The following is a 21,594-nucleotide window of genomic DNA, read 5'->3' on the forward strand; positions in this document are numbered from 1 at the left end:
CACCCTCCAGTGCGCGGCCATGGCGGCGAGCGCTTTTTTACCAACACGAAACATGCGATCCAGGGCCATGCTTCAGACTATGGCGAACCAATTCCTGACCAAGACCCAGGCGCTGCTGAAACAGGCCCGCGCCATCCCCCGGCTGCTGGGCTGGCGGCTGATGCTCACACTCGGCGCCTGTATTGGCTGCGGCGTGATTTCAATGCTCATCAACGCGGCCTGGGTGACGCAATCCGAGGAGCAACTGGGCGAAATGCGCAGCACGCGACAGCGGCTTGATCTGTTGCGACAGGTGGACGCACAGTTGATCCGCGCCGAGAGCGCGCAGCGCGGCTTTCTGATCATGGGCGACGCCAGCTACCTGGCGCCGTACGATCGCCGTGCCGAGGCAACGCGTGCCGCGCTGTCCGCATTGCAGGAGGAAGTCTCACGCGCACCCGAAACCGATCGCAGGCTGGCACCGCCGCTGCGGCGGCTGTCGGTGGTGATCGGCGAGAAGCTGGCCGAGATGGACCTGACCATCCGCTTCGCGCGCCAGGGGGATCTGGATCGCGCCCATGAGATCACCGCCACCGATACCGGCCTGCAGAAAAGCATCCAGATCGGCGCGACGATCAAGGCGCTGGCCGATTTCGAGCAACAACTCCTGGCGCAGCAGCGTCACAAGCGGGAGCGGATGGTGACCGGCATGCGTGTCTCGCTCGCGGTCGGCACCGTGCTCACCGTCCTGCTGGTACTGCTGATCGTGGATCGCCTGCTGCGCGAACTGCGCCGCCGCCAGAGCGAATCGCTGACGCTGGCGCAGCGCAAGCAGGAACTGGATCAATTGGTCCAGGAACGCACCGCACAGATGGAAACGCTGGCCGTGGAGTACCAGATGGACGTGGAACGCGAGCGCTACACGCTGGCGCGCGATCTGCATGACGAGCTGGGCTCGATTCTGACCGCCACCAAGATCGATCTGTCGTGGGTACAACGGCAGTTGAAGGAAGATCATCCGCAGGTGGTGGAAAAGCTCAACCGCACACTGCGCAACCTGGATCACGGCATCCACTTCAAGCGCCGCGTGGTGCAGGAGTTGCATCCTTCGTTGCTGTCCACCTTCGGCCTGATCGCTGCGATTCGCGCGCTGGCGGAAGAGGCCGCGCAGCGCAGCGACTGGACGCTGCACCTGTCACTGCCGGACGAGAACGAAAAACTGGACGACGTGCTCGGCCTGATCATCTACCGCGTATTGCAGGAAACCCTGAACAACGCCACCAAGTACGCGCGCGCCACCGAGGTGTCGGTCAGCCTGATCTCGGATGCGGACTACATAAAGCTGGAAATCGAGGACAACGGGGTGGGCCTGGACATGCACCGCCTGCCCGAAGGCACGCATGGGCTGCAGGGGATGCGTCATCGGGTGATCGCCATCGGCGGCAAGATCGATATCTTCAGTGAGCCCGGCCAGGGGGTGTTCACCTGCGCGCTACTGCCCAAGGCATTACGCCACCCCGAGGGCGCGCGCCCGTTCCGCTGAGCAGCGGCTACATCTGCTGCTGGTGGACGAACTGCTTCACGCAGCGATCACGTGCTTCGTCACGCAGCTTGTCGCAACTGAGCGCGGCGCGACGCAGCAGGCCGTCGTCCTCTCCCGCCGCCAGCGCGTCATAGGACACGAATGCCGCCTGATTGGCGGCGATGTCGCCTTCCGATACATCGCGCTGTGCCTTGGCGCGTTGCAGGCAGGCACTACGTTGCGCGGTAGCGCCGCGTGCACACTGGCCCTCGGCCATCACAAAGGCGGCCTCCACCTTGTTGCGCGCCGCGCGGGCGCGGGCCGCAGCGGTGTTTTCGGACTCCGCGCGCAGGTCTTCCAGCGCGATGGTGCGATCGAGGGTGGCTTCGTCCAGGCAGACCAGCCGGCGTTCGCCACTTTGCGTCGCACAGGCCGCCACCTGCTGCCGGTACTGTTGCGCCACCTCCGCCTGGGCCTTGTCGCCGACGTCCGCCTGCGCGGCCGGCAGGCAGAGCACCCCCAGCAGGGCATTCAGGGTCAGGATGGTATGCAGTGGTTTCATGGGGGCGTCTCCTCGTTCGGCACGGTACGGCGCATGCCGTACCGCAGCCGTCACACCGCGCCGGGCGAACCGGCACGGTGGGTGCCGTTTATTTCTTGGCATCCTCGGCGGCGCCCTGGATCTTCTCGCCACCCTTCTCGATATCCTTGCCGGCGCCCTGGACGGTATTGCAGGCGGACAACAGGGTCAGGCAGGTCAGGCCCAGCAGGGCGATCAGGCGTTTCATGAGGTTTCTCCTTGGAATGGAAGCCTTCGTGGCGAAGGCGGCCGGGTGCGGTATCCACCGTCTACCCATGGCGCCAATGTAGCGGTGCGGCCCGTCATGCCGATATCGTAAGGGGGCGTATTGTTTCGTAGGAAAGGGCTGACAGGCCCCGGGCGAGGGGAACCCGCGTAAAACCTGAACCCCAAATCCTGTGTTTCAAGACTTGGGGTCGGTTTCAGCACCATGGCCACTCACTCCATCATCCACAGGATCGCCTTTCCGCGACGCATGCGGTCGAGGACGGCTTTCATCATCACCGCCAGCGCGGGGCCGAGGATCAGGCCCCACAGACCCCACAGCCAGCCCCAGAACACCATCGAAACGAAGATGGAGGTCTGGTTCACCCGTGATAGCCGGCTTTGCATCCACGACACCAGCAAGGTGCCCACCAGCGATGCAACGAGCAGCATGCCGACCGATAGCAGCAGCGCCAGCCAGAGGTTGCCGTCGTGCAGATAGGCAATGCCGAAGGTGAGCAGGCCGAACAACGCCAGGCCGATATAGGGAACGAAGTGCAGCAGGCCGGCCGCGACGCCCCAGCCCACCGGGTTTTCCAGCCCGGCCAGCGCGAAACCGATGCCGGCCAGCACGCCGATGATGAGGTTGGATACCAGCAGCACGCTCACGTACAGCCGCAACTGGTGCAGCGGCTCGCGCAGCAGGTGGCGCGCACAGGGGCGGGTGCATTGCGCCAGGCGCAGCACACGCAGGAAGCCCCGGGTGAGACGCGGCATCTCCAGCAGCGACAGGAACGTCATCAACAGGATGATGGTGAGCTTGGAAACCACCACCAGCATGGAGCTGGTGGCCAGAATGGCGGTGTCCTTGAGCAAGGAGCCGGACGTGCTCGGTGGCGGCACGCGCACCGCCGGCTCCACCGGCGCGGTGGGCGGCAGGAGCTGAACCGTCTCGCCGGGCGCCAGCGAGCGCTCCAGCCGTGTGAGCGAACCACCCACCTTGGTGATCAGGTTGTCGGGATCGTGTTGCAGGCGGCCGATCTCGCCGGCCACCTTCTGCGCCAGCTCGGGCACGCGCTCGGCGGCGGAAACCAACTGGTGGCCAAAGAACACCACGCCGCACCCGAACATGGCACCGACCAGGATCACCACCGCCACGGTGGCAACCGCGCGGGACGGCACCAGCCGCATCACCGCCACCACCACCGGGTCCAGCAGTAGCGCCAGCAACAGGCCGACCACCACCGGCACCAGCATGTCGCGCGCCAGCCCCATCAGCGCCAGCAGCAGCACGGCGGTGAACAGGCCGGACAGCGGCCCGGCCGAGAGCAGCATCAGCGTCAGGCGGCGCAGCGTGGCACCGGGCATCAATGGGCCGGGCGTGGCCGGGCGGGACAGCGGCGGCGTGCCGGATCGGTCCGGCTCCAGGGGCGAATCGTGCGCTTTCATGGCGGCTCCGCCTTCACGGGTGCGAAAAAAACACCGGCACGGGGCCGGTGTCCGGTACGGCTGACCAGCGAGCCAGCCGCCCCACGCCGCTCGGGCGGGTGGGGCGTCGCGACGGGCCGAAGCCCGCGCGGGTTACGACTGGCCGAAGCGGCGCTTGGCGTCGTCCACGCAGCTCTTCTTGGCGTCACCCGCCAGTTCGTCGCAACGTTCCTTGGCCACCTTGTAGTCGGCCTCACGCTTTTCGTTGCTGGCCTTGGCGGCGGCGGCGTTCTGCTCGGCGGCAGCCTTGCTGGTCGCCTTGCCAGCCTTCTCGCGCGCATCGGCATCGGCAATCGCCTTGTCACGCGCGGCCTTGGCTTCCTTGACGCAGACGTCCTTCTTGTTGCCGGCGAGGTCGTCGCATTGTTCGTTCTTCACCTTGTACTCGGCCTTGGCGCGGGTACGGGCGGCGTCGGCATGGGCAGCCGGGGTGTTCTTGTCGTTGGCTTCCGCTTCGGCCAGCGCGATATCGCGGTCGGCGTCGGCGCGTTCCTGACAGACATCCTTGGCATTGCCGGACAGGTTCTTGCACTGGCCCTTGGCGGCGTCGTGACGCGCTTCGATGGTCTGCTTCTGGGCCTTGTAGGCGTCGCTGTCGGCATGGGCGAAGGTTCCCACGGCCAGCAGCAGGCTGGCGATCAGGGCGGCACCGATTCGGGGTTGCTTGGTCATGGCGTTTCTCCTTGGTTTTGTCGCGGGCGGCGTCAGGTCATGCCGCCACATGCGGAAATCTGCAGGGGCCGCGCAGGCGGCCCCTCGAGGCGGAATCGCGCTCAGTGGCTCAATGCCACTTGTAGCTGCTGCTGCGCTCGAAATCGGCGATCTGCTTTTCGGCCTCTTCCTTCGAGATGCCATAGGCTTCCTGGATCTTGCCGGACAGTTGCTCGCGGCGACCTTCGATCTGGTCGAGGGTGTCGTCGGTGAGCTTGCCCCATTGTTCGCGGACCTTGCCCTTGAACTGTTTCCAGTTACCTTCCACTTGATCGCGGTTCATGGTCTTTCTCCTGTACGGTTAAGAGCACGGCAACGCCGGGAAATCCGCCCGCCACCGTGGAAACCATGCTATGCCGCCGCCCTTGGCGGCACCGTCGGCCACCCTCGGTACTTGCCATAGGAAAAGCGGGGAGCCCCTGGTCGGCGTGGTCCTACAGTGGCCTGGGTCGATTCGCCCCGAAGCCGCTACACTGCGGGTTTTGCCACTTCTGGAACCGCCATGAGCAAGACCATCATCCACAGCGACCACGCCCCCGCCGCCGTCGGCACCTACTCTCAGGCCGTCAAGGTCGGCGGCACGGTGTACCTCTCGGGACAGATCGGCCTGGACCCGGTCAGCAACGTGCTGGTCGATGGCTTCGAGGCGCAATGCCACCAGGTTTTCAAGAACCTGCGCGCGGTGTGCCAGGCCGCCGGCGGCGACCTCTCGGACGTGGTGAAGCTGGGCGTGTTCGTGATCGATCTGGCCAACTTCGCCACGCTGAACCAGATCATGGGCGAGTACTTCAGCCAGCCGTTCCCGGCCCGCGCCGCGGTGCAGGCCGCAGCACTGCCCAAGGGTGCGCTGGTCGAGGCGGATGCGGTGATGGTTCTGTCCTGAAACTGTTACCGCCGCCGCGAACGGGCGCTGCGCCGCGACAGTGCCCGCGCCCACGGCGCATGCTGGCCCCCTCACCTTCTGGAGCGCCCCGATGCGTCTCGATCTCTGGCTCGCCTTCGTCGCCGCCACGCTGCTGATCTCCGCCACACCCGGCCCCAACATGCTGTTGATGCTGTCGCACGGCGTGCGCTACGGCGCGCGCGCCACGCTGGTGACCATGGCCGGCGCGCTGTTGGGATTGCTGCTGCTGATCGGGCTGTCGGCAATGGGCGTGGGCGCGCTGCTGGCCACCTCGGTCACGCTGTTCACGGTGTTGAAAGTGGCAGGCGCGCTGTATCTGGCGTGGCTGGGCATCCAGGCATGGCGGGCCGGCGCGCAACTGCACCTGCCCAAGGCTGTAGCCAACGACGCCCGCGCGCGATTTCGCACCGGCCTGACCGTGGCGCTGTCCAACCCCAAGGCCATCCTGTTCGCTGCGGCTTTCCTGCCTCAGTTCATCGATGCCCACCGTCCGCAAGGCCCGCAATGGGTGATCCTGCTGACCACCTTCTTCGTGATCGAGGCAAGCTGGCAGGTGACCTACGCCTGGGGCGGCACGCGCCTGGCGGGCTGGTTGGCCGCCCCGCACCGTATCCGCGCCTTCAACCGCGCCTGCGGCGGCGCCTTCGTCGCGGCGGGCGGGCTGCTGGCGGTGTCGCGGCATTGAACACAACGCTTCATCACGAGTACGCACCATGACCACCGAACTGCAAATCGAAGACCTCCAGGCCGGCGACGGCAAGGAAATCAGCAAGGGCGCGTTGATCACCGCCCACTACAGCGGCTATCTGGAGGACGGCACGAAGTTCGATTCCTCGCATGATCGCGGCAAGCCGTTCCAGTGCGTGATCGGCACCGGCCGCGTGATCAAGGGCTGGGATATCGGATTGATGGGGATGAAGGCGGGAGGCAAGCGCAAGCTGTTCGTGCCCGCGCACCTGGCCTACGGCGAGCGGCAGGTCGGCGCGCATATCAAGCCGAACTCCAACCTGATCTTCGAGATCGAACTGCTGGAAGTGCTGACGCGGGACGATTGATTCCGCGCCCGCTCCGCCCCGAACCCCGCTCCGGCGGGGTTTTTGTTTGGATCGGCGCGGCACGCAGTGCGGTTCCTGGCACGGTGGCGATTGCCATTTCCTATAGTGAGACAACTGTCAGTTATCTCAAGACACCCATGCTTCTCCGCCGCATGGCCATAAACCGCTGACAGCCCCCTCCGGAGTGCCTTATGCCCAGATTGAAAGACTGGTCGCTCAGAACCAAGGTCCTGGTCGCCGCCGGCCTCGCCGTCGCGGTCGGCTTCGCGGTGATGATCGCCACCATCGCCATACAGATCCAGCGGGCTGCCGTGGCCGATGGCCATGCCGATCTCGACACCCAGGCCGAGGCGTATTCGCGCCAGGTCAGCGCCTATTTTGCCGAGGCGTTCGCGCTGCCGCGCCATCTGGGCCAGGCGGTACTGGCGCAGCAGACCGTGGCGCCGCCGGACCGCAAGACCACCAACGTCATGATCGACCAGTTGCTGCAAGGGTTTCCCACCGCCTCCGGGCTGTGGATGCTGTGGGAGCCCAACGCCTTCGACGGCAAGGATGACGAGTTCCGCCTGGACTGGCCGCATCACGACCCGACCGGCCGCTATACCCCTTATTTCACCCGCACCGCCGGCAAGGTCTCGCAGGACACCATGGTGCCGCGCGACCAGATCAAGGATTTCGATCAGTACCGCGATCATCCGCAGGACTACCAGCCGCCGTACGACAAGCCAGGCTGGGGCGATTTCTACCTTCAGCCCAAGAATGGGCAGCGCCCCATCCTGACCGAGCCGGCGGTCTACGAGGTACAGGACACCAAGGTACTGATGTCATCCGTGACGCTGCCGTTGATGCGCGACGGCAAGGTACTGGGTGTGGCCGGGCTGGACATGCCACTGGCCAGCCTGGTCAGCGGCATTGGCCAGTACAAGCCGATGGGCGTGGGCCATGTCTCGCTGATTTCCAACGGCGGGCTGGTGGTGATCGGGCCGGATGCGGCGCAACTGGGCCAGCCATTACGCGATGCCGATTTTCCAGAGGGCTTCAAGGCCAGGGTGGCATCCGGCCAGGCGATGCAATTCGAACGGGACGGCGTGCTGTATAGCTATCGCCCGGTAACGATCGACGACACCGGCCAGGCGTGGTCGCTGGGGCTGGCGGTGCCGTTGTCGGCCATCGAGCAGCGCGCGGTGGATGCGCGCAATCGCGCCATCCTGGTCGGCGTGATCGCCATCATGCTGATCGTGGCACTGCTGTCGGTGCTGCTGGCAGTGATGACCCGCCCGCTGGCGCGGTTGGCCACCGCCATGGAGCATCTGTCGTCCGGCGAGGGCGATCTGACGCGACGGCTGGAGGTGGTGTCGCACGACGAAATCGGCCGTACCAGCGAAGCATTCAACCGGTTCATGGGCAATCTGCAAAGCATGTTCCGCGAGGTACATACCTACAGCGACAGCATCGGCGTGGCGGCCACCCAGTTGCGCGACAGCGCCGACCGCGTGACGCAGGCTTCGCACCAGCAGGCCGAAGCGGCCGCCGCCACGGCAGCGAGCGTCGAGGAAGTAACCGTCAGCAGCCAGCACATCGCCGGCTTCACCGGCGACTTCCGCGAAACCGCACGCGCCGCCAGCAGCGGCACCGCCGAGGGCCAGGAACAGGTGAATCAGGTGGCGGCGGAGGTGGCGCGGATCGATGAATCGATGCAACAGCTCGACGACACGATGAGCAAGCTGGCGGAGCAGTCGCAACGCGTGAACCTGATCGTGCAGTCGATCCGGGGCATTGCCGACCAGACCAACCTGCTGGCATTGAATGCCGCCATCGAGGCGGCGCGCGCCGGCGAGCAGGGGCGCGGCTTCGCGGTAGTGGCCGACGAAGTGCGGCAGTTGGCCGAGCGCACTGGCGTTGCCACCGTTGAGATCAACCAGATCGTTGCCGAGATCCAGCGCGAGATCGACGCCGCCGGCAAGGGTACGGGCCAGGCACGCGGGCAGATTCGCGACAGCGTGGCGCGGTCGCGCGAGGCGGCGGGGTCGTTGGTGGATATCCGCCAGCGCGCCGATTCGCTGGTGGACAGCGTGCGGCAGATTGCCGATGCCACGCGCGAGCAGGCCAGCGCCAGCACCGATATCGCGCAGCACATCGAGCGCATCAGCAATATGGCGCAGCAGAACAACGATGTGGTCGATCAGGTAAGCCTGGCCGTATCGGACCTGGATCGGCTGTCGTCCAGCCTGCGCGGCATCGTGAACCGTTTCAGGATCTGAGGGCGGCCACGCCACCAGCATCCACGGCGCCACCCGGACCGGTCTGCTTTCCACCACGCGGCGAGACGATGGACGCCTCGCCCGACGTGGTGAAGCTTGTTGCGTACCGGCCCAACATGGGCACCCTATCGGGCGGGCCGCGCGCTATCCTGCGGCGATGCCCTTTTCTTCCCTTCGCCCCACGCTGGGCGCACTGGCGATGGCGCTGGCCGCGATCGCTTCGATCCAGGCCGGCGCGGCCATCGCCAAGAGCCTGTTTCCCCTGATCGGCGCACAAGGCACGGTGGCATTGCGGCTGGGCCTCGGCACCTTGCTGTTGCTGGCCTGGATGCGCCCCTGGCGCCAATGGCCAACGCGCGCCGCATGGCGCGTGCTGGTGGTGTACGGCGTGGCGCTGGGCGCGATGAACTCGCTGTTCTACCTCGCATTGCGCAGCGTGCCCCTGGGCGTGGCGGTAGCGCTGGAATTCACCGGGCCGCTGGCAGTGGCGATCCTGGGTTCGCGCCGCCCCATCGACGGGCTGTGGGCCTTGCTGGCGGTCGCCGGCCTGCTGGGCTTGCTGCCCTTGGGCCAACATGGCGCCATCGACCTCGGCGGCGCGCTCTATGCGCTGGGTGCGGGTATCTGCTGGGCGCTCTACATCCTGTACGGCCAGCGGGCGGGCGCGGCGCATGGCCTGCGTTCGGTCTCGATGGGCAGCGCCATCGCCGCGTTGCTGGTGGTGCCGGCCGGCGTGGCCCATGCCGGACCGGCGTTATTCTCCCCCACCGTGCTGGCGCTGGGGCTGGCGGTCGCCATCCTCTCCACAGCCCTGCCTTACACGCTGGAGATGATCGCCCTCTCGCGCCTGCCCGCGCGCCTCTTCGGCATCCTGCAAAGCCTGGGACCAGCGTTCGGCACACTGGCCGGGCTGGCGCTGCTGGGCGAGCAGCCCAGCCTGTCGCAGGCACTGGGTATCGCCGCCATCGTTGCGGCATCCATTGGTGCCGCCAGCACCACGCAATCGCGCTGATTCCACCCCGCAGCGCCCCGGTAATCCACGAAAACCGCCGCAATCAATAACCAAAAGTTATTGATTGCAACACACCACATCCGGCCAGAAAAAGTTGCCCGATGGTCAGCCCCATTTCCTAATGGCATGTGCGCTTCATTACACAACCCAGGGGAATAGCCACCATGCCACCCATCAAGGATTGGTCCATCCGGGTCAAGATCATGTCCACGGCAGCGGTTGCGATCATCGTCGGCTTTGCCATCATGATCGCCATCCTCGCCGTCTCCATGCTGCGAGGCGATGTGGCAGCCGGGCACGACCGTGTGCGCCAGTTGACCGAGGATCACGCGCGGCAGGTGCAGGACTACTTCGCGCAGGAACTCATGCTGCCGTACAACCTGTCCTATACGCTTCTCGGCCTGCGCGGCGTGCAACAGCCGGGCCGGGCAGCGATCAATGACATGCTGGCCAGCCTGCTGGGCGCGAACCCCAACGCCATTGGCGTCTGGATGGTCTGGGAGCGCAATGCGTTCGACGGTAAGGACGATGAGTTCCGCCTGGACCCCAGCCACGATCCTTCCGGCCTGTACGCCCCCTATCTCACCCGCACCGGCAACCAGGTCACGCTCGATTCGCTACTCAGCGCCGAACAGCGCAAGGTAGCCGAAACCTATCGCAGCCACCCGCAGGACTATGTTCCCCCCTATACGCAGGCCGGTTTCGGCGATTTCTATTTCCTGACCAAGCAAAGGCAGCAGGAAACGGTGATCGATCCCTACCTGTACGAAATCCAGGGCAAGCAGGTACTGGTCACCACGCTGTCGGTGCCGGTGATGGAGCAAGGCCGCGTGGTTGCCGTGGTCGGAAGCGACGTACCACTGGATACCCTCCAGCGTCTGCTGGCCGAGAGCAAGCCAGAAGACGCCGCCTTCATGGAAATCCTGACTGACCAGGGCATGGTGGTCGCCGGCCCGGACGCCACCCGGTTCGGCAACAAGATCGACGAGGCGAACTACGCCCCCGGCTTCATGCAGGCGCTGGCCACCGGCAAGGGCATGGAGTTCAAACGCAACGACATGCTGTACATGTACCAGCCCATCACCATTCCGCGGACCGGCAAGACCTGGATGCTGGGGATGGCGATGCCGGAATCGGTGATCCTGGAAGGCGCGATTGCGGCACGCAACCAGGCGATCCTGGTGGGTGTGGTGGCCACGCTGGCAATCCTGGCAGTGATGGCCGCGGCGCTGACCGCCGTCACGCGCCCGCTGGGCCGCCTGGCAGACGCGATGGAAGAAGTGTCCGCCGGTGAAGGCGATCTGACACGCCGGCTGGAAGTCCTCGGCAAGGACGAAATCGGCCGTACCAGCACGGCGTTCAACCGCTTTCTCGGCGCGCTGCAAGACATGTTCCGCGAAGTGAGGCAGCGTGCGGACGAGATCGCGGCATCCTCCGGTACGCTGCGCGACGGCGCGGCTCGCGTCCAGGACGGCACGCAGCAGCAGGCGGAAGCCGCCACCGCCACGGCGGCCAGCGTCGAGCAGGTGACCGTCAGCGTGCAGCACATCGCCAACAGCGCCAGCGATTTCCGCGAGAACGCGCTTCAGGCGGGCCGCTCCACCGAGGCAGGCCAGCAGGTGGTGCTCGGGGTGGCGCAGGAGATCGCCGTCGTCAATGAATCCATGCAGCAACTGGACGCCACTATGGTCAGCCTGCAACAGCGCTCGCAGCAGGTGGATCACATCGTGCAGGTGATCCGCGGCATCGCCGACCAGACCAACCTGCTGGCGCTGAACGCCGCCATCGAGGCCGCGCGTGCCGGCGAGTTGGGGCGCGGCTTTGCCGTGGTCGCCGACGAAGTGCGCAAGCTGGCCGAGCATACCGGCAGCGCCACGGTGGAAATCGACGGCATCATGAAAGAGATACAGCGCGAGGTCGGCAGCGCCAACGAAGGGGTGGGCCACGCGCACGACCGGATTGAACAGAGCGTGACGCGCTCGCGCGAAGCGTCCGCGGCGCTGGAGGAAATCCGGGATCAGGCGAAAAACATGGTGGCGGGCGTGAGCACCATCGCCGAGGCCACGCAGCAACAAGCTGCCGCCAGCACCGACATCGCCCGCAATATCGAGCAGATCAGCAATAAGGCGCAGGAGAACCAGGGTCTGATGGGACAGACCAGCAGCGCGATCGCCGATCTGGACCAACAGGCCGAGCAATTGCGCACGCTGGTGGCACGCTTCAAGATCTGATCGCCACGGCCGGGCGGACCATCGCGGCGATTGTGCCGGCCGTCACCCTCCGTTCCACCCGGCCACACCGGACAAGCGGCAATGATGGATACTTCTGGCTGTTTTTGCAGACGAAGCTTTCATGGGCGTTCTCCGGCACAAATCGATCTATCTCGGGGTCTTCCTGGCCTGGTTGGCACTCACCCTGGCCGTGCTGGCGGTTTACGCCGGCATGGCGCTCAGCCAGGCCAGGCAGGATCACCAGCGCCTGCACCAGCAATTTCAGGATCGGCTGGGCTATCAGTTCGCCGGCATCGAAACTGCGCTGGAGGCATTCGCCGCCTTCCAGAGTGTGCCGCGCAACCACACCTTCGTGGTCGATCGCAGCTACGCACGCCAGTTGCTGGTGCGCTATCCGTATGTGGCCGGCCTGCAATTGATCCGCCGTGTGCCGGCCGCCGATGCCAAGCGCTTCACCGACGCCATGCGCGGGCTGGGCGAAACCGACTTCAGACTCCATACGCTGGACCCGGACCGACAGCCGCTGCCACGCAAGGCCAATTACTATCCGGTGGTGTTCAGCGAACCGGCCAACCCCGCCACCCATGGCCTGGACGTGGCCGAAGTAGTCGGCACCATGCCGCGCGAATCGCAGCAGGTCATCGTCACCCGACCATTCCGCCTGCCCGGCGGTGAGCTCGCCTATATGATGGTGCGCCCCGCCAGCTTTGCCATGACGCCGGAAGAAACCCGCCGAGTGGCACCGCTGACCTACGTCGGCGTGCTGGTCAAGACCGCGCCGCTGGTACCCGGTCTTTCGGCCTTTCCAGCCGGACTGACCGTAAGCGTGCGCCGCGCCGATCAGACCGATACCGAGCTGGTGCACAGCGCCAGCGCTGCCGCCAGTGCGCTGGAAACCCGCTGGTTTCCGCGCCTGGCGCTGATCAGCCGCGTACCCAGCTCCAGCCAGCCCTATGTGCTGGAAACCCGCTGGCAACTGGGCTGGAGCACGCTGGACCGTAACGTGCTGACCATGCTGGCGGGCGTGCTGGGCCTGCTGTTGCTGGCGCTGCTCGGCATCGTGCGACTGGCCCGCCTGCGCCATTTCGCCCGCATCCGCGAGGCGGCAAAGCTGGCGCACATGGCCGCGCACGACGCGCTCACCGGATTATCGAACCGCCGCACGCTGGACGTGGCACTCGATCGCAGCGTGGCGCAGAACACACCATGCTCGCTGGTCTTTCTGGACCTGGATCGCTTCAAACCGATCAACGACAACCACGGCCACGACGCCGGCGACCATGTGCTGAAAATGGTGGCGGAGCGTCTGTCGCTCTGCGTGCGCGCCAACGATACGCTGGCCCGCTGGGGCGGCGACGAATTCGCCCTGCTGCTACCCGGCGATATGAACGCCGCGCGCGAACGGGAGCTGCTACGACGACTGACCCAGGCGCTGATGGAACCGATCCGCTGGGGCGAGCAGTCGTTCTCGATAGGCGCCAGCCTGGGCGTAGCGCACTACCCCCAGGACGGCACGACAGTGAAGCAGGTATTGCAGGCAGCGGACCAGCGCATGTACCGCCACAAAGAAGCCCGCCGCAGCAACCCCCTGGCTCCGCCGCCGCCATTGGCGGGGACGTAAGGAGTTTCAGGATTCAGGGTTCAGGCTTTACCCCCTCACACCGTGAACTCTACGTTGTCGATCAGGCGCGTTTGTCCCAGTCGCGCGGCGATCAGGATCACCAGATCGTGGTCGGTGTGGGTGGCGGGTTTCAGTGTGTGGGCGTTGCGGGTTTCCACATAGTCCACTTCGCCCCAGCCGCGTACCTTCAGGTCCATCACCGTTTCCACCGCCAGCCTGGCGTAGTCGCGCTCACCGGCCTGGATCGCTTTTTTCATCCGCGACAGGTGGAAATACAACCGGGGGGCCTCGGTGCGCTCTTCCAGCGTGAGGTAACCGTTGCGCGACGATAGCGCCAGCCCGTCCTCGGCGCGGCCGGTATCCACCGGGACAATCTCCAGCGGCAGATTCAGCTCTTCGACCATGCTCTGGATGATGAAGAGCTGCTGGTAATCCTTTTTGCCGAAACACGCCACGTCCGGCTGCACGATGTTGAACAGCTTGAGCACCACGGTGGCCACGCCGCGAAAGTGCCCCGGCCGGAAGGCGCCGCACAGTTCGTCCTGCAACGCGGGCGGCTCTACCTTGTATTGCTGGATCACGTGCGGATACAGCTCGCGCTCGTCCGGCGCGAACACCACGGCACTGTCGCACTCGGCGGCGATCAGCGCGGCATCCTGCTCCAACGTGCGCGGATAGCGGTCGAAATCCTCGCCCTGCCCGAATTGCAGCCGGTTGACGAAGATGCTGACCACCACATGATCGGCACGCTGGCGGGCCTCGCGAATCAAGGCCATGTGGCCGGCGTGCAGGTTGCCCATGGTGGGCACGAGCGCCACGCTACCAGCGGTTTTGTGCCAGGCGCGCAGCTCGGAAATGGTGTGGAAGATTTGCATGGGTTGCTCAGGCAAATGAGAAAAGTGAAGGCGGCTGCTCAGCAGACGTCCAGATCGATCGGCCGCTGGCGATATTGCGTCACCGAAGCGCATTGCCGCAGGAACGCCACCAGCTCGGGCAGCGGGCGCGCGTGGATCTGCGGGCTGGTGCATTCGCCGGGATAGACAATGGGATAGGCCAGGTGTTCGACGCCGGGTGTGAAATGGCAATCGACACCGGGTTTGCTGTTACCGCGCGGATCGCAGCGATACCAGCCGTGACCGTCCAGCCACACCACGGCAAATCCGTGCAGACAGTACGGCGGATGCGGGCCATCCCAGGTCAGGCGTTGGTAGCCCAAGCCGGCAGCAATGCCGTTGGCGCGCAGCAGCGCCACCAGCAGATGGCTCTTGGCATAACAGAAGCCGGTGCCCGCGGCCAGCGTTTCGGAGGCCGCGCATGGCACTTCCTCGCGCGCGGCGTCGATGCAGTGTGGAATGCTGTCGCGCACCCAGTCGAAACAGGCGCGGGCGGTTTCCGGCTGCGTGGCGTGGCGCAGGTCGCGCGCCAGCGCGGCGACATTGGGATGATCGAAGTCGATCTCGGCATCGGCGGCCAGGTAGGGCGCCAGATCCACCGTCGGCGTCACGTCCGCCGTGCGTTTCATCGGCACATAGCGGATATGGTCGCGCTCGCGCGCCGGCCCCAGCGCGGCAAAGCCATAGCGCTCGTAGGCACCGATGGCGTTGAGGCTGGCATTCACCGTGCGCAACGGGGCGTCGCGCTCGGCGTTGGCGATCAATGCACGTCCGACGCCACGACGCTGCCATGGCGGATCGACGAACAGCAGCGACAAGTGATCGCCACCGCGCCGGTGCAACGCGCCGATTGCCACGCCATCGGCAAACGCCAGCCAGGATGCCTGACCGTTGACCGCGTGCTCGGCCAACGCCTCGGGCGTGATCTGCGCAATAAAGCACGCGATACCGGCTTCGCTCTGATACGGAGCGACGGATTCGAGGAATACCCGGTGCACCAGCGCCACCATGGCCGGGAAATCGGCGATAGTGGCGGGACGCACCGCGTAAAGGTGACCAGCGTCCATGTCAGGCCACCAGGTCGCCACGCGCCACGGCACCATCCAGCGCGCCGCTCAGCCAGGTCCAGGCATCCGGAAATACCGGCGCCACCTTGGGCTGGTTGGTCGCCACCACCTGCGCCACGCGCACCTGATGTTCGCGCCAGCTCTGGCCCCGGTTATGGATGTTCTGCAACATCGGCATCACGCGATCGATGGCGCGGGCGTAGCGCGCCTCGGGGGTCTGGCCTTCGGTGAACTCCAGCCAAAGCGCCATGAACCGACCACGCTGCGGCTCAGGCAGCAGGCCGAAGATGCGCTCGGCGCCAGCGCGCTCCGCGGCCTCGGCGGCGGCCCGGCCAGCGGTGTCGTAGATCATGGTGTCGCCGGCGTCGATTTCCGGCACGTCGTGCACCAGCAGCATCTGCACCACACGGCCGATATCCACCGTTTCCGCGCCATGCGGCTGCATCGCCAGCGCCAGCAGGGCGATCTGCCAGCTATGCTCTCCGCTGTTCTCGTAGCGCTCCTGCCCCAGCGGCTTGTTCCGCCGCAGCACGCCCTTGAGCTTTTCCAGCTCCAGCGCGAAGGCCACGACATCCTGAAATGCGGCGGACATCAGAACGAGTGCTCCTCGGCCGGGAAGCTGCCGCCCTTCACGGCCTTGACGTAGGCTTCGACGGCGCTCTGGATGCTGGTCGCCCCCTGCATGAAGTTCTTCACGAAGCGCGCCTTCTTGCCGGGGAACACGCCCAGCATGTCGTACAGCACCAGCACCTGGCCGTCGGTATCGACGCCGGCGCCGATACCGATGGTGGGAACGGCCAGCGACTCGGTCACGGCCTTGGCCACGGCAGCGGGCACCATTTCCATCAACACCAGGGCGGCCCCGGCGGCTTGCAGCGCCAGCGCATCACGCTTGAGCACCTCGGCCTCGGTGTCGGATTTACCCTGCACCTTATAGCCGCCGTAGGCATTCACCGATTGCGGCTGGAAGCCGATGTGCTCACACACCGGAATACCGCGCTGGACCAGGAAATCGACGGTTTCGGCCATCACCATGCCGCCTTCCAGCTTGACCATCTCGGCGCCAGCGGCCATCAGGCGGGCGGCGTTCTCGTAGGCCTGGGCCGGCGAAACCTGGTAGCTGGCGAAGGGCATGTCGGCGATCACCAGCGCCTGCCGGGCGCCACGCGCAACGATTTCAGTGTGGTAGAGCATCTGCTCCATGCTCACCGGCAGGGTGGAGCTGCGGCCCTGGATCACGTTGCCCAGCGAATCACCCACCAGCAGCACATCGACACCGGCTTCGTCCAGCAGGCTGGCGAAGCTGGCGTCGTAGCAGGTGAGCATGGCGATCTTCTGGCCATCCTGCTTCATCTTGGCCAGTGTATTGATCGTGGTTTTCATCGAATTCCCCCGGTCGGCAATGGCATGCGCCGCTTTGGTGCGGCGCAAGAAAACGCAGTGTAACCGAGCGGCACGGCGTCGGTCATAGGTGCAATCGACAGGACCGCGAGCTCGGGAATCCCTTTTTAGCCCAGGCTGCGCCAGGTGGGGCCGCTGGTCGGCGGTGGGTCAGGGCAGCCGGTGCAGCGCCTGATCGCGCACGGTGGGCAACAACGCGGCCGCCTGGCCGAAGCCGGGCACCATGACATCGGGATCGAGATCGGCCAGCGGCACCAGCACGAAAGCGCGCAGATGCATGCGCGGATGCGGGAGGATCAGGTCAGGCGTATCGAGCCGCAACTGATCGTAGAGCAGCAGATCCAGGTCGAGCACGCGCGGCGCGTTCTTGAAGGCACGGGTACGGCCCAGCAGCGCCTCGATGGCGAACAGCGCCTCGATCAGTGCCTGCGGCGAAAGCGCGGTATCGAGTTCGGCCACCGCGTTGACGAAATCGGGCTGCTCGGCGTAGCCCACCGGGGCCGACGCATAGAACGGCGAGGCTTTCACCAGCCAGGTGTCGGGCAACATCGACAGCATTTCCAGCGCCCGGCGCAACTGTAGTTCCGGCCGGCCGATATTGGCGCCCAGGGCAACGAAGGCGCGTGCCATCAACCTGCCTGTTGGCCGTCGCCCGCTTTGGACTTGCCGCTGCGGCGCCGGTTACGCCGGGGCTTTTTGTCGGTACTGGCGCCCGCCTTGGGCACACCGGCGATCAGGGCCAGCCGCGTATCGCCGTCCACATGCAGGAACTGCGTCCACCATTGCGCCAGTTCCTGTTCGACCAGCCCGCACTCGGCGCGCAGCATCAGGAAATCGTACGCGGCGCGGAAGCGCGCCTGCTCCAGCAGGCGGAACGGCCGCTGGCCGACGCGCTGCTCGAAACGCGGTTGCAGCAGCCAGATTTCCTTCATCGCCGCGCCGTAGCGGTTGGGGATCGCCAGCCGCTTGGCCACGGTGGCCTCCACCTGGTTCATCGCATCCACCAGCGCCGGCACCGGGTACTCGCCCGCGGAGGTCTTTTTACGCCACAGGGCTTCGACTTCATGCCACAGCAACGACGCAAACAGGAAGCCGGCGGAGACCGGTTTGTCCTCGGCGATGCGGCGGTCAGTGCTTTCCAGCGCGCGTTGCAGGAAGGTGCGCGTCTGTTCGTCGCTGATCAGCTTGTCCAGCAAGGGGAACAGCGGCCGGTGCAGGCCATCGGCGCGCAGCGCCATCAGGCAATCCCACGCCTTGCCGGAAAACAGCAGCTTCATCATTTCGTCGAACAGGCGCGCCGACGGGATGTTCTCCAGCAGGCGGGCATGATCGTCGATGGGCTTGCGCGTGGCGGGCGTGATGGTCAGGCCCAGTTTGGCCGACAGGCGGATCGCCCGCAGCATGCGCACCGGGTCTTCGCGGTAACGCAGGGCGGGGTCGCCGATCATGGCCAGCTTGCGGTGTTGCAGGTCGTCCACGCCGTGATGAAAGTCGAGGATCTCTTCGCGGCTGGGGTCGTAGTACAGCGCATTCACCGTGAAGTCGCGGCGCGCGGCGTCTTCCTCGATGTTGCCGTAGACATTGTCGCGCAGGATGCGGCCGGTTTCGTCGGTGGGCGCGTCCGAGGCACCACGGAAGGTGGTCACCTCAATGATCTCTTCCTGGCCCTGATCCCAGAACGGCACGTGCACGATGCGGAAACGCCGGCCAATGATGCGCGCGCGATGGAAGACGTGCTTCACCTGCTCGGGCGTGGCACTGGTGGCCACGTCGAAATCCTTGGGGTGCTTGCCCAGCAGCAGGTCGCGCACCGCGCCGCCCACCACGTAGGCTTCATAGCCGGCATCCTGGAGCCGGTCACACACTTTCAGGGCCCCGGAATGCAACTGCTCGCGGCGGATTCCGTAGTGCTTGGCATGCAGCACGCGCTTCCCCGGGCGGCGGAGCACCTTGCCGATCAACTTGCGAATCATCTGGAACCGTTCAGCCGCGAATTCGAAACGCAGCATTATACAGGGGAAGCGTCCGCTGACGGGCGTGACGACGGGCGACAGGGTGATCCCGCCACGCTGTGATGCCGTCGTCTTCGTTCCACTGTGGCTGCCTCGCCGGTCGATCCCGTGTTGTACTGGGTCTGTCTCCATGGAGTCCTTGCTATGCGTCGCTATCGTTACCTGCTTCTGAACGTTTTCGCCGAAACCCACTTCGCCGGCAACCCGCTGGCGGTATTTCCCGATGCGGAGGGCCTGCCGGACGACCGGATGCAGATCCTGGCGCAGCAGCTCAACCTGTCCGAAACCACCTTCGTCACCCCCAGCACCACCGCCGACGCCGCCGTGCGCATCTTCACGCCTGGCTATGAATTGCCGTTCGCCGGCCATCCCACGCTGGGCACGGCCAGCGTGGTGGCCCGGCGGCTGGGCCGGGAGACGCTGACGCTGGCCATGCCGGCCGGCATCGTGCCGGTGCGCGTGGAAGGGGAAATCGCCACCCTCACCGCCCAGCCGCCCCGCCCGCGGCCCGCGGCCCCCGCCGCCGACATTGCCGCCGCGCTGGGGCTGCCGCCGCAGGCAGTATCGGCCACGCCACGCTGGCTGAACACCGGCACCGAACAACTGGTGGTGCCGCTGGCGGATGCCACCGCCGTATCGGCCTGCCGGCCGGACCGGGCGGCGTTCGAAGCCATAGCGACCAACGCCGTGGGTGTGGCGCAGGCGCTGGTGTGGGCCTGGGACGGCGACCGGATCGTGGCGCGATTCTTCTGGGTGCAACACGGCGCCATCGGCGAGGACTACGGCACCGGCTCGGCCTGCGCCAACCTCGGCGGCTGGTGGCTGGACCAGCACCAGCCACTCCCCCTGGCCGCCACCCTGATCCAGGGCCAGGGCATCGACCGCCTGGCCCATCTGCGGCTGACGGTGGCAAACGACGGCACGATCCAGGTCGGCGGACGAGTGGTCGTGATCGGCGAAGGCGAAATCATCGTTCCGGCATAAAGCGAGCTGGATCATCCACTGGCAAAGCACCTCACAAGCGAAGCGAGGCCCCCTCGCGGCGGCGAGGGCGGGGAGTGGAATCGACCAGGGAAGCGCCGTTTCCTGCATGTCACCGCCAACTCGCGCCCGTCTTTGCCGGGGGCCTGCCGCCTCTGACATTTTGCCAAGCCAGCCATTTCCTCGGGGAGCGGACAGCCATCGAGCACCAACCGGCCAGCGCAAGGAACTGTTGCGGGTTGGGGCAGGTCGATTGCTGCTCATATAATCGCCCTTTCCCTGCCCCGCTCCCCGTAAAGAACCCCGCCATGAAGTTCAAGACACTCGCCTTTGCCCTGCTCGCCGCGCCGCTGTTCGCGCAGGCGTTCACCCCGCAGCAACCCGAGATCGCCGCCCGCTCGTTCATCCTGATCGACTACCAGAGCGGCGCCACCCTGACCGCGCGCGATCCCAACGAGCGCGTGGAACCCGCATCGCTGACCAAGCTGATGACCGCCTACCTCACCTTCAAGGCGGTCAAGGAAGGCAAGCTGAAGCTGGACCAGCAATTGGTCGTCTCGGCGCAAGGCTGGAAGACCGAAGGCTCGCGCATGTTCCTCGACCCCAAGGTACCGGCGCGGGTGGATGACCTGATCAAGGGCATGATCGTGCAGAGCGGCAACGATGCCTGCGTGACGCTGGCCGAGGCCATCGCCGGCAACGAGACCGTGTTCGCGCAGATGATGAACCGCGAAGCGGTACGCCTGGGTCTGACGGGCAGCCACTTCACCAACTCCACCGGCCTGCCCGACCCCAACCTGTACATGACGACCGGCGATCTGGCCAAGCTGGCCAGCGCGATCATCCACGACTTCCCCGAGTTCTATCCCATCTATTCGATGAAGGAATTCAAGTACAACAACATCAAGCAGCCGAACCGCAACCTGCTGTTGTACCGCGACCCGTTCGTCGACGGCCTGAAGACCGGCCACACCAACTCGGCCGGCTACAACCTGGTGGCTTCCACGCATCGCGACGACCGCCGCCTGATCTCGGTGGTAGTCGGCACCACCGGCGAGCAGGTACGCGCCACCGAATCGGCCAAGCTGCTCAACTGGGGCATTCAGTTCTTCGAAACCCCGCGCCTGTACGAAGCCAGAAAGCCGATTGCCACTGTGCCGGTGTGGAAAGGCGCATCGGACGAGGTGAAAGTGGGCTTCCTGGATAACCGATATGTCACGCTGCCGCGCGGCGACAGCAAAAAGCTGAAGCTGGATTTCACCAGCAATCAACCACTGATCGCACCGCTCACCGTCGGTCAGAAAGTGGGCTCGCTCAAGGTCAGCGTGGACGGCAAGGCGCTGGGTGAATATCCGGTGGTAGCGCTGGAAAAAGTGGATCAGGCAGGCATCTTTGGCCGAGCCTGGGACAGCATCCGCCTATGGTTCAAGAAGCTCTTCGGTTAAGCACGACGTAACGCCACGGTGAACCCCACAACTTGAACTACAGAGAACGCATAGCACGACAGAGAAAACCAAGGTCGAGCAGCGATGTTCATGAAAGCGTTCAGGCAAGGCACGCCTCTGCTTGAGCAAAGCGATCTTCCCGCTCAAGCCTTTCCCTGTGTAACTTCGTGTTCTCCGTGGTTCAAGATTTAGGTTCGGGGTGCCGCGCATTGCTGCCCTTCCCCCTC

Annotated in this window: 21 protein-coding genes; 10 read left to right on the plus strand and 11 right to left on the minus strand. The window is 65.6% G+C overall.

The genetic code is table 11. From position 1 onward, the window contains the following. The first annotated feature begins 79 nt into the window (after positions 1 to 79). Positions 80 to 1,522 (plus strand): CHASE3 domain-containing protein, encoded by a 1,443-nt coding sequence (locus FAZ21_RS12095; protein WP_169307379.1) that lies wholly within the window; start codon positions 80 to 82, stop codon positions 1,520 to 1,522. Positions 1,523 to 1,529: 7 nt separating this feature from the next. Here FAZ21_RS12095 and FAZ21_RS12100 read toward each other — a convergent pair whose 3' ends face one another. From FAZ21_RS12100 to FAZ21_RS12120, 5 genes are all read right to left on the minus strand, one after another. Beyond that, positions 1,530 to 2,063 carry a hypothetical protein gene (locus FAZ21_RS12100; RefSeq protein ID WP_136773699.1) on the minus strand — a complete coding sequence of 178 codons (534 nt, stop codon included), beginning with the start codon at positions 2,061 to 2,063 and terminating at the stop codon, positions 1,530 to 1,532. Positions 2,064 to 2,151: 88 nt separating this feature from the next. Then, positions 2,152 to 2,289 (minus strand): entericidin A/B family lipoprotein, encoded by a 138-nt coding sequence (locus FAZ21_RS12105; RefSeq protein ID WP_136773700.1) that lies wholly within the window; start codon positions 2,287 to 2,289, stop codon positions 2,152 to 2,154. Between the two features lie 230 nt (positions 2,290 to 2,519). Next, positions 2,520 to 3,734, minus strand: coding sequence for an AI-2E family transporter (locus FAZ21_RS12110; RefSeq protein ID WP_136773701.1), 1,215 nt, complete (start codon positions 3,732 to 3,734; stop codon positions 2,520 to 2,522). Between the two features lie 132 nt (positions 3,735 to 3,866). Then, on the minus strand, positions 3,867 to 4,445 hold the full coding sequence (locus FAZ21_RS12115; protein WP_136773702.1) for a hypothetical protein: 579 nt from the start codon (positions 4,443 to 4,445) through the stop codon (positions 3,867 to 3,869). Positions 4,446 to 4,554: 109 nt separating this feature from the next. Then, entirely contained in the window at positions 4,555 to 4,767 is a 213-nt protein-coding gene (locus FAZ21_RS12120) for a CsbD family protein (protein ID WP_136773703.1), read from the minus strand. A 219-nt stretch (positions 4,768 to 4,986) separates the two neighbouring features. Between FAZ21_RS12120 and FAZ21_RS12125 the strand changes: the two genes are divergently transcribed. From FAZ21_RS12125 to FAZ21_RS12155, 7 genes are all read left to right on the plus strand, one after another. Beyond that, a complete protein-coding gene (locus FAZ21_RS12125) occupies positions 4,987 to 5,367 on the plus strand; it encodes a Rid family detoxifying hydrolase (protein WP_136773704.1) in 381 nt (126 codons plus the stop codon). Between the two features lie 91 nt (positions 5,368 to 5,458). Next, entirely contained in the window at positions 5,459 to 6,073 is a 615-nt protein-coding gene (locus tag FAZ21_RS12130) for a LysE family translocator (protein WP_136773705.1), read from the plus strand. Between the two features lie 28 nt (positions 6,074 to 6,101). After that, positions 6,102 to 6,443: an FKBP-type peptidyl-prolyl cis-trans isomerase gene (locus FAZ21_RS12135; RefSeq protein WP_136773706.1), complete on the plus strand. Its 342-nt coding sequence runs from the start codon at positions 6,102 to 6,104 to the stop codon at positions 6,441 to 6,443. Positions 6,444 to 6,634: 191 nt separating this feature from the next. Further along, positions 6,635 to 8,704 carry a methyl-accepting chemotaxis protein gene (locus FAZ21_RS12140; RefSeq protein WP_136773707.1) on the plus strand — a complete coding sequence of 690 codons (2,070 nt, stop codon included), beginning with the start codon at positions 6,635 to 6,637 and terminating at the stop codon, positions 8,702 to 8,704. Between the two features lie 157 nt (positions 8,705 to 8,861). Continuing rightward, positions 8,862 to 9,716, plus strand: a complete 855-nt coding sequence (locus FAZ21_RS12145; RefSeq protein WP_136773708.1) for an EamA family transporter — start codon at positions 8,862 to 8,864, stop codon at positions 9,714 to 9,716. A 164-nt stretch (positions 9,717 to 9,880) separates the two neighbouring features. Next, positions 9,881 to 11,947: a methyl-accepting chemotaxis protein gene (locus FAZ21_RS12150; protein ID WP_136773709.1), complete on the plus strand. Its 2,067-nt coding sequence runs from the start codon at positions 9,881 to 9,883 to the stop codon at positions 11,945 to 11,947. A gap of 121 nt (positions 11,948 to 12,068) precedes the next feature. Beyond that, positions 12,069 to 13,568, plus strand: coding sequence for a sensor domain-containing diguanylate cyclase (locus FAZ21_RS12155; protein ID WP_136773710.1), 1,500 nt, complete (start codon positions 12,069 to 12,071; stop codon positions 13,566 to 13,568). Between the two features lie 35 nt (positions 13,569 to 13,603). On the opposite strand, the gene panC is transcribed toward FAZ21_RS12155, so the two are convergent. The 6 genes from panC to pcnB all read right to left on the minus strand — a co-directional run bounded on the left by panC (position 13,604) and on the right by pcnB (position 18,902). Then, a complete protein-coding gene (panC, locus tag FAZ21_RS12160; RefSeq protein ID WP_136773711.1) occupies positions 13,604 to 14,443 on the minus strand; it encodes a pantoate--beta-alanine ligase in 840 nt (279 codons plus the stop codon). A gap of 38 nt (positions 14,444 to 14,481) precedes the next feature. Continuing rightward, positions 14,482 to 15,528: a GNAT family N-acetyltransferase gene (locus FAZ21_RS12165; protein ID WP_169307380.1), complete on the minus strand. Its 1,047-nt coding sequence runs from the start codon at positions 15,526 to 15,528 to the stop codon at positions 14,482 to 14,484. Position 15,529: 1 nt separating this feature from the next. Then, on the minus strand, positions 15,530 to 16,120 hold the full coding sequence (locus tag FAZ21_RS12170; RefSeq protein ID WP_136773713.1) for an HD domain-containing protein: 591 nt from the start codon (positions 16,118 to 16,120) through the stop codon (positions 15,530 to 15,532). After that, positions 16,120 to 16,911 (minus strand): 3-methyl-2-oxobutanoate hydroxymethyltransferase, encoded by a 792-nt coding sequence (panB, locus tag FAZ21_RS12175; RefSeq protein WP_136773714.1) that lies wholly within the window; start codon positions 16,909 to 16,911, stop codon positions 16,120 to 16,122. Before panB ends, FAZ21_RS12170 begins: the two co-directional genes overlap by 1 nt. Positions 16,912 to 17,079: 168 nt before the next feature. After that, positions 17,080 to 17,559: a 2-amino-4-hydroxy-6-hydroxymethyldihydropteridine diphosphokinase gene (gene folK, locus FAZ21_RS12180; protein WP_136773715.1), complete on the minus strand. Its 480-nt coding sequence runs from the start codon at positions 17,557 to 17,559 to the stop codon at positions 17,080 to 17,082. Then, entirely contained in the window at positions 17,559 to 18,902 is a 1,344-nt protein-coding gene (gene pcnB, locus FAZ21_RS12185; protein ID WP_136773716.1) for a polynucleotide adenylyltransferase PcnB, read from the minus strand. The genes folK and pcnB overlap by 1 nt, the downstream gene beginning before the upstream one ends. A gap of 183 nt (positions 18,903 to 19,085) precedes the next feature. Between pcnB and FAZ21_RS12190 the strand changes: the two genes are divergently transcribed. Together FAZ21_RS12190 and FAZ21_RS12195 are read left to right on the plus strand one after the other, a co-directional pair. Beyond that, complete coding sequence (locus FAZ21_RS12190) at positions 19,086 to 19,925, plus strand: PhzF family phenazine biosynthesis protein (protein ID WP_136773717.1); 840 nt, start codon at positions 19,086 to 19,088, stop codon at positions 19,923 to 19,925. Positions 19,926 to 20,230: 305 nt separating this feature from the next. After that, the gene (locus FAZ21_RS12195) at positions 20,231 to 21,367 is read left to right on the plus strand and encodes a D-alanyl-D-alanine carboxypeptidase family protein (RefSeq protein WP_136773718.1); all 1,137 of its coding nucleotides are present in this window, start codon (positions 20,231 to 20,233) and stop codon (positions 21,365 to 21,367) included. Positions 21,368 to 21,594 lie beyond the last annotated feature (227 nt).

It is taken from the genome of Chitiniphilus eburneus (genome assembly GCF_005048205.1).
Taxonomy (GTDB): domain Bacteria; phylum Pseudomonadota; class Gammaproteobacteria; order Burkholderiales; family Chitinibacteraceae; genus Chitiniphilus; species Chitiniphilus eburneus.

Bases quoted from the DNA above. Each gene is read 5' to 3' on its own strand.
- FAZ21_RS12105 (WP_136773700.1), bottom strand. From the start codon at position 2,289: ATGAAACGCCTGATCGCCCTGCTGGGCCTGACCTGCCTGACCCTGTTG.
- FAZ21_RS12130 (WP_136773705.1), top strand. From the start codon at position 5,459: ATGCGTCTCGATCTCTGGCTCGCCTTCGTCGCCGCCACGCTGCTGATC.
- FAZ21_RS12110 (WP_136773701.1), bottom strand. From the start codon at position 3,734: ATGAAAGCGCACGATTCGCCCCTGGAGCCGGACCGATCCGGCACGCCG.
- FAZ21_RS12150 (WP_136773709.1), top strand. From the start codon at position 9,881: ATGCCACCCATCAAGGATTGGTCCATCCGGGTCAAGATCATGTCCACG.
- panB (WP_136773714.1), bottom strand. From the start codon at position 16,911: ATGAAAACCACGATCAATACACTGGCCAAGATGAAGCAGGATGGCCAG.
- panC (WP_136773711.1), bottom strand. From the start codon at position 14,443: ATGCAAATCTTCCACACCATTTCCGAGCTGCGCGCCTGGCACAAAACC.
- FAZ21_RS12100 (WP_136773699.1), bottom strand. From the start codon at position 2,063: ATGAAACCACTGCATACCATCCTGACCCTGAATGCCCTGCTGGGGGTG.
- FAZ21_RS12155 (WP_136773710.1), top strand. From the start codon at position 12,069: ATGGGCGTTCTCCGGCACAAATCGATCTATCTCGGGGTCTTCCTGGCC.
- FAZ21_RS12125 (WP_136773704.1), top strand. From the start codon at position 4,987: ATGAGCAAGACCATCATCCACAGCGACCACGCCCCCGCCGCCGTCGGC.
- FAZ21_RS12190 (WP_136773717.1), top strand. From the start codon at position 19,086: ATGCGTCGCTATCGTTACCTGCTTCTGAACGTTTTCGCCGAAACCCAC.
- FAZ21_RS12115 (WP_136773702.1), bottom strand. From the start codon at position 4,445: ATGACCAAGCAACCCCGAATCGGTGCCGCCCTGATCGCCAGCCTGCTG.
- FAZ21_RS12135 (WP_136773706.1), top strand. From the start codon at position 6,102: ATGACCACCGAACTGCAAATCGAAGACCTCCAGGCCGGCGACGGCAAG.
- FAZ21_RS12140 (WP_136773707.1), top strand. From the start codon at position 6,635: ATGCCCAGATTGAAAGACTGGTCGCTCAGAACCAAGGTCCTGGTCGCC.
- pcnB (WP_136773716.1), bottom strand. From the start codon at position 18,902: ATGATTCGCAAGTTGATCGGCAAGGTGCTCCGCCGCCCGGGGAAGCGC.
- FAZ21_RS12120 (WP_136773703.1), bottom strand. From the start codon at position 4,767: ATGAACCGCGATCAAGTGGAAGGTAACTGGAAACAGTTCAAGGGCAAG.
- FAZ21_RS12145 (WP_136773708.1), top strand. From the start codon at position 8,862: ATGCCCTTTTCTTCCCTTCGCCCCACGCTGGGCGCACTGGCGATGGCG.
- FAZ21_RS12165 (WP_169307380.1), bottom strand. From the start codon at position 15,528: ATGGACGCTGGTCACCTTTACGCGGTGCGTCCCGCCACTATCGCCGAT.
- folK (WP_136773715.1), bottom strand. From the start codon at position 17,559: ATGGCACGCGCCTTCGTTGCCCTGGGCGCCAATATCGGCCGGCCGGAA.
- FAZ21_RS12195 (WP_136773718.1), top strand. From the start codon at position 20,231: ATGAAGTTCAAGACACTCGCCTTTGCCCTGCTCGCCGCGCCGCTGTTC.
- FAZ21_RS12170 (WP_136773713.1), bottom strand. From the start codon at position 16,120: ATGTCCGCCGCATTTCAGGATGTCGTGGCCTTCGCGCTGGAGCTGGAA.
- FAZ21_RS12095 (WP_169307379.1), top strand. From the start codon at position 80: ATGGCGAACCAATTCCTGACCAAGACCCAGGCGCTGCTGAAACAGGCC.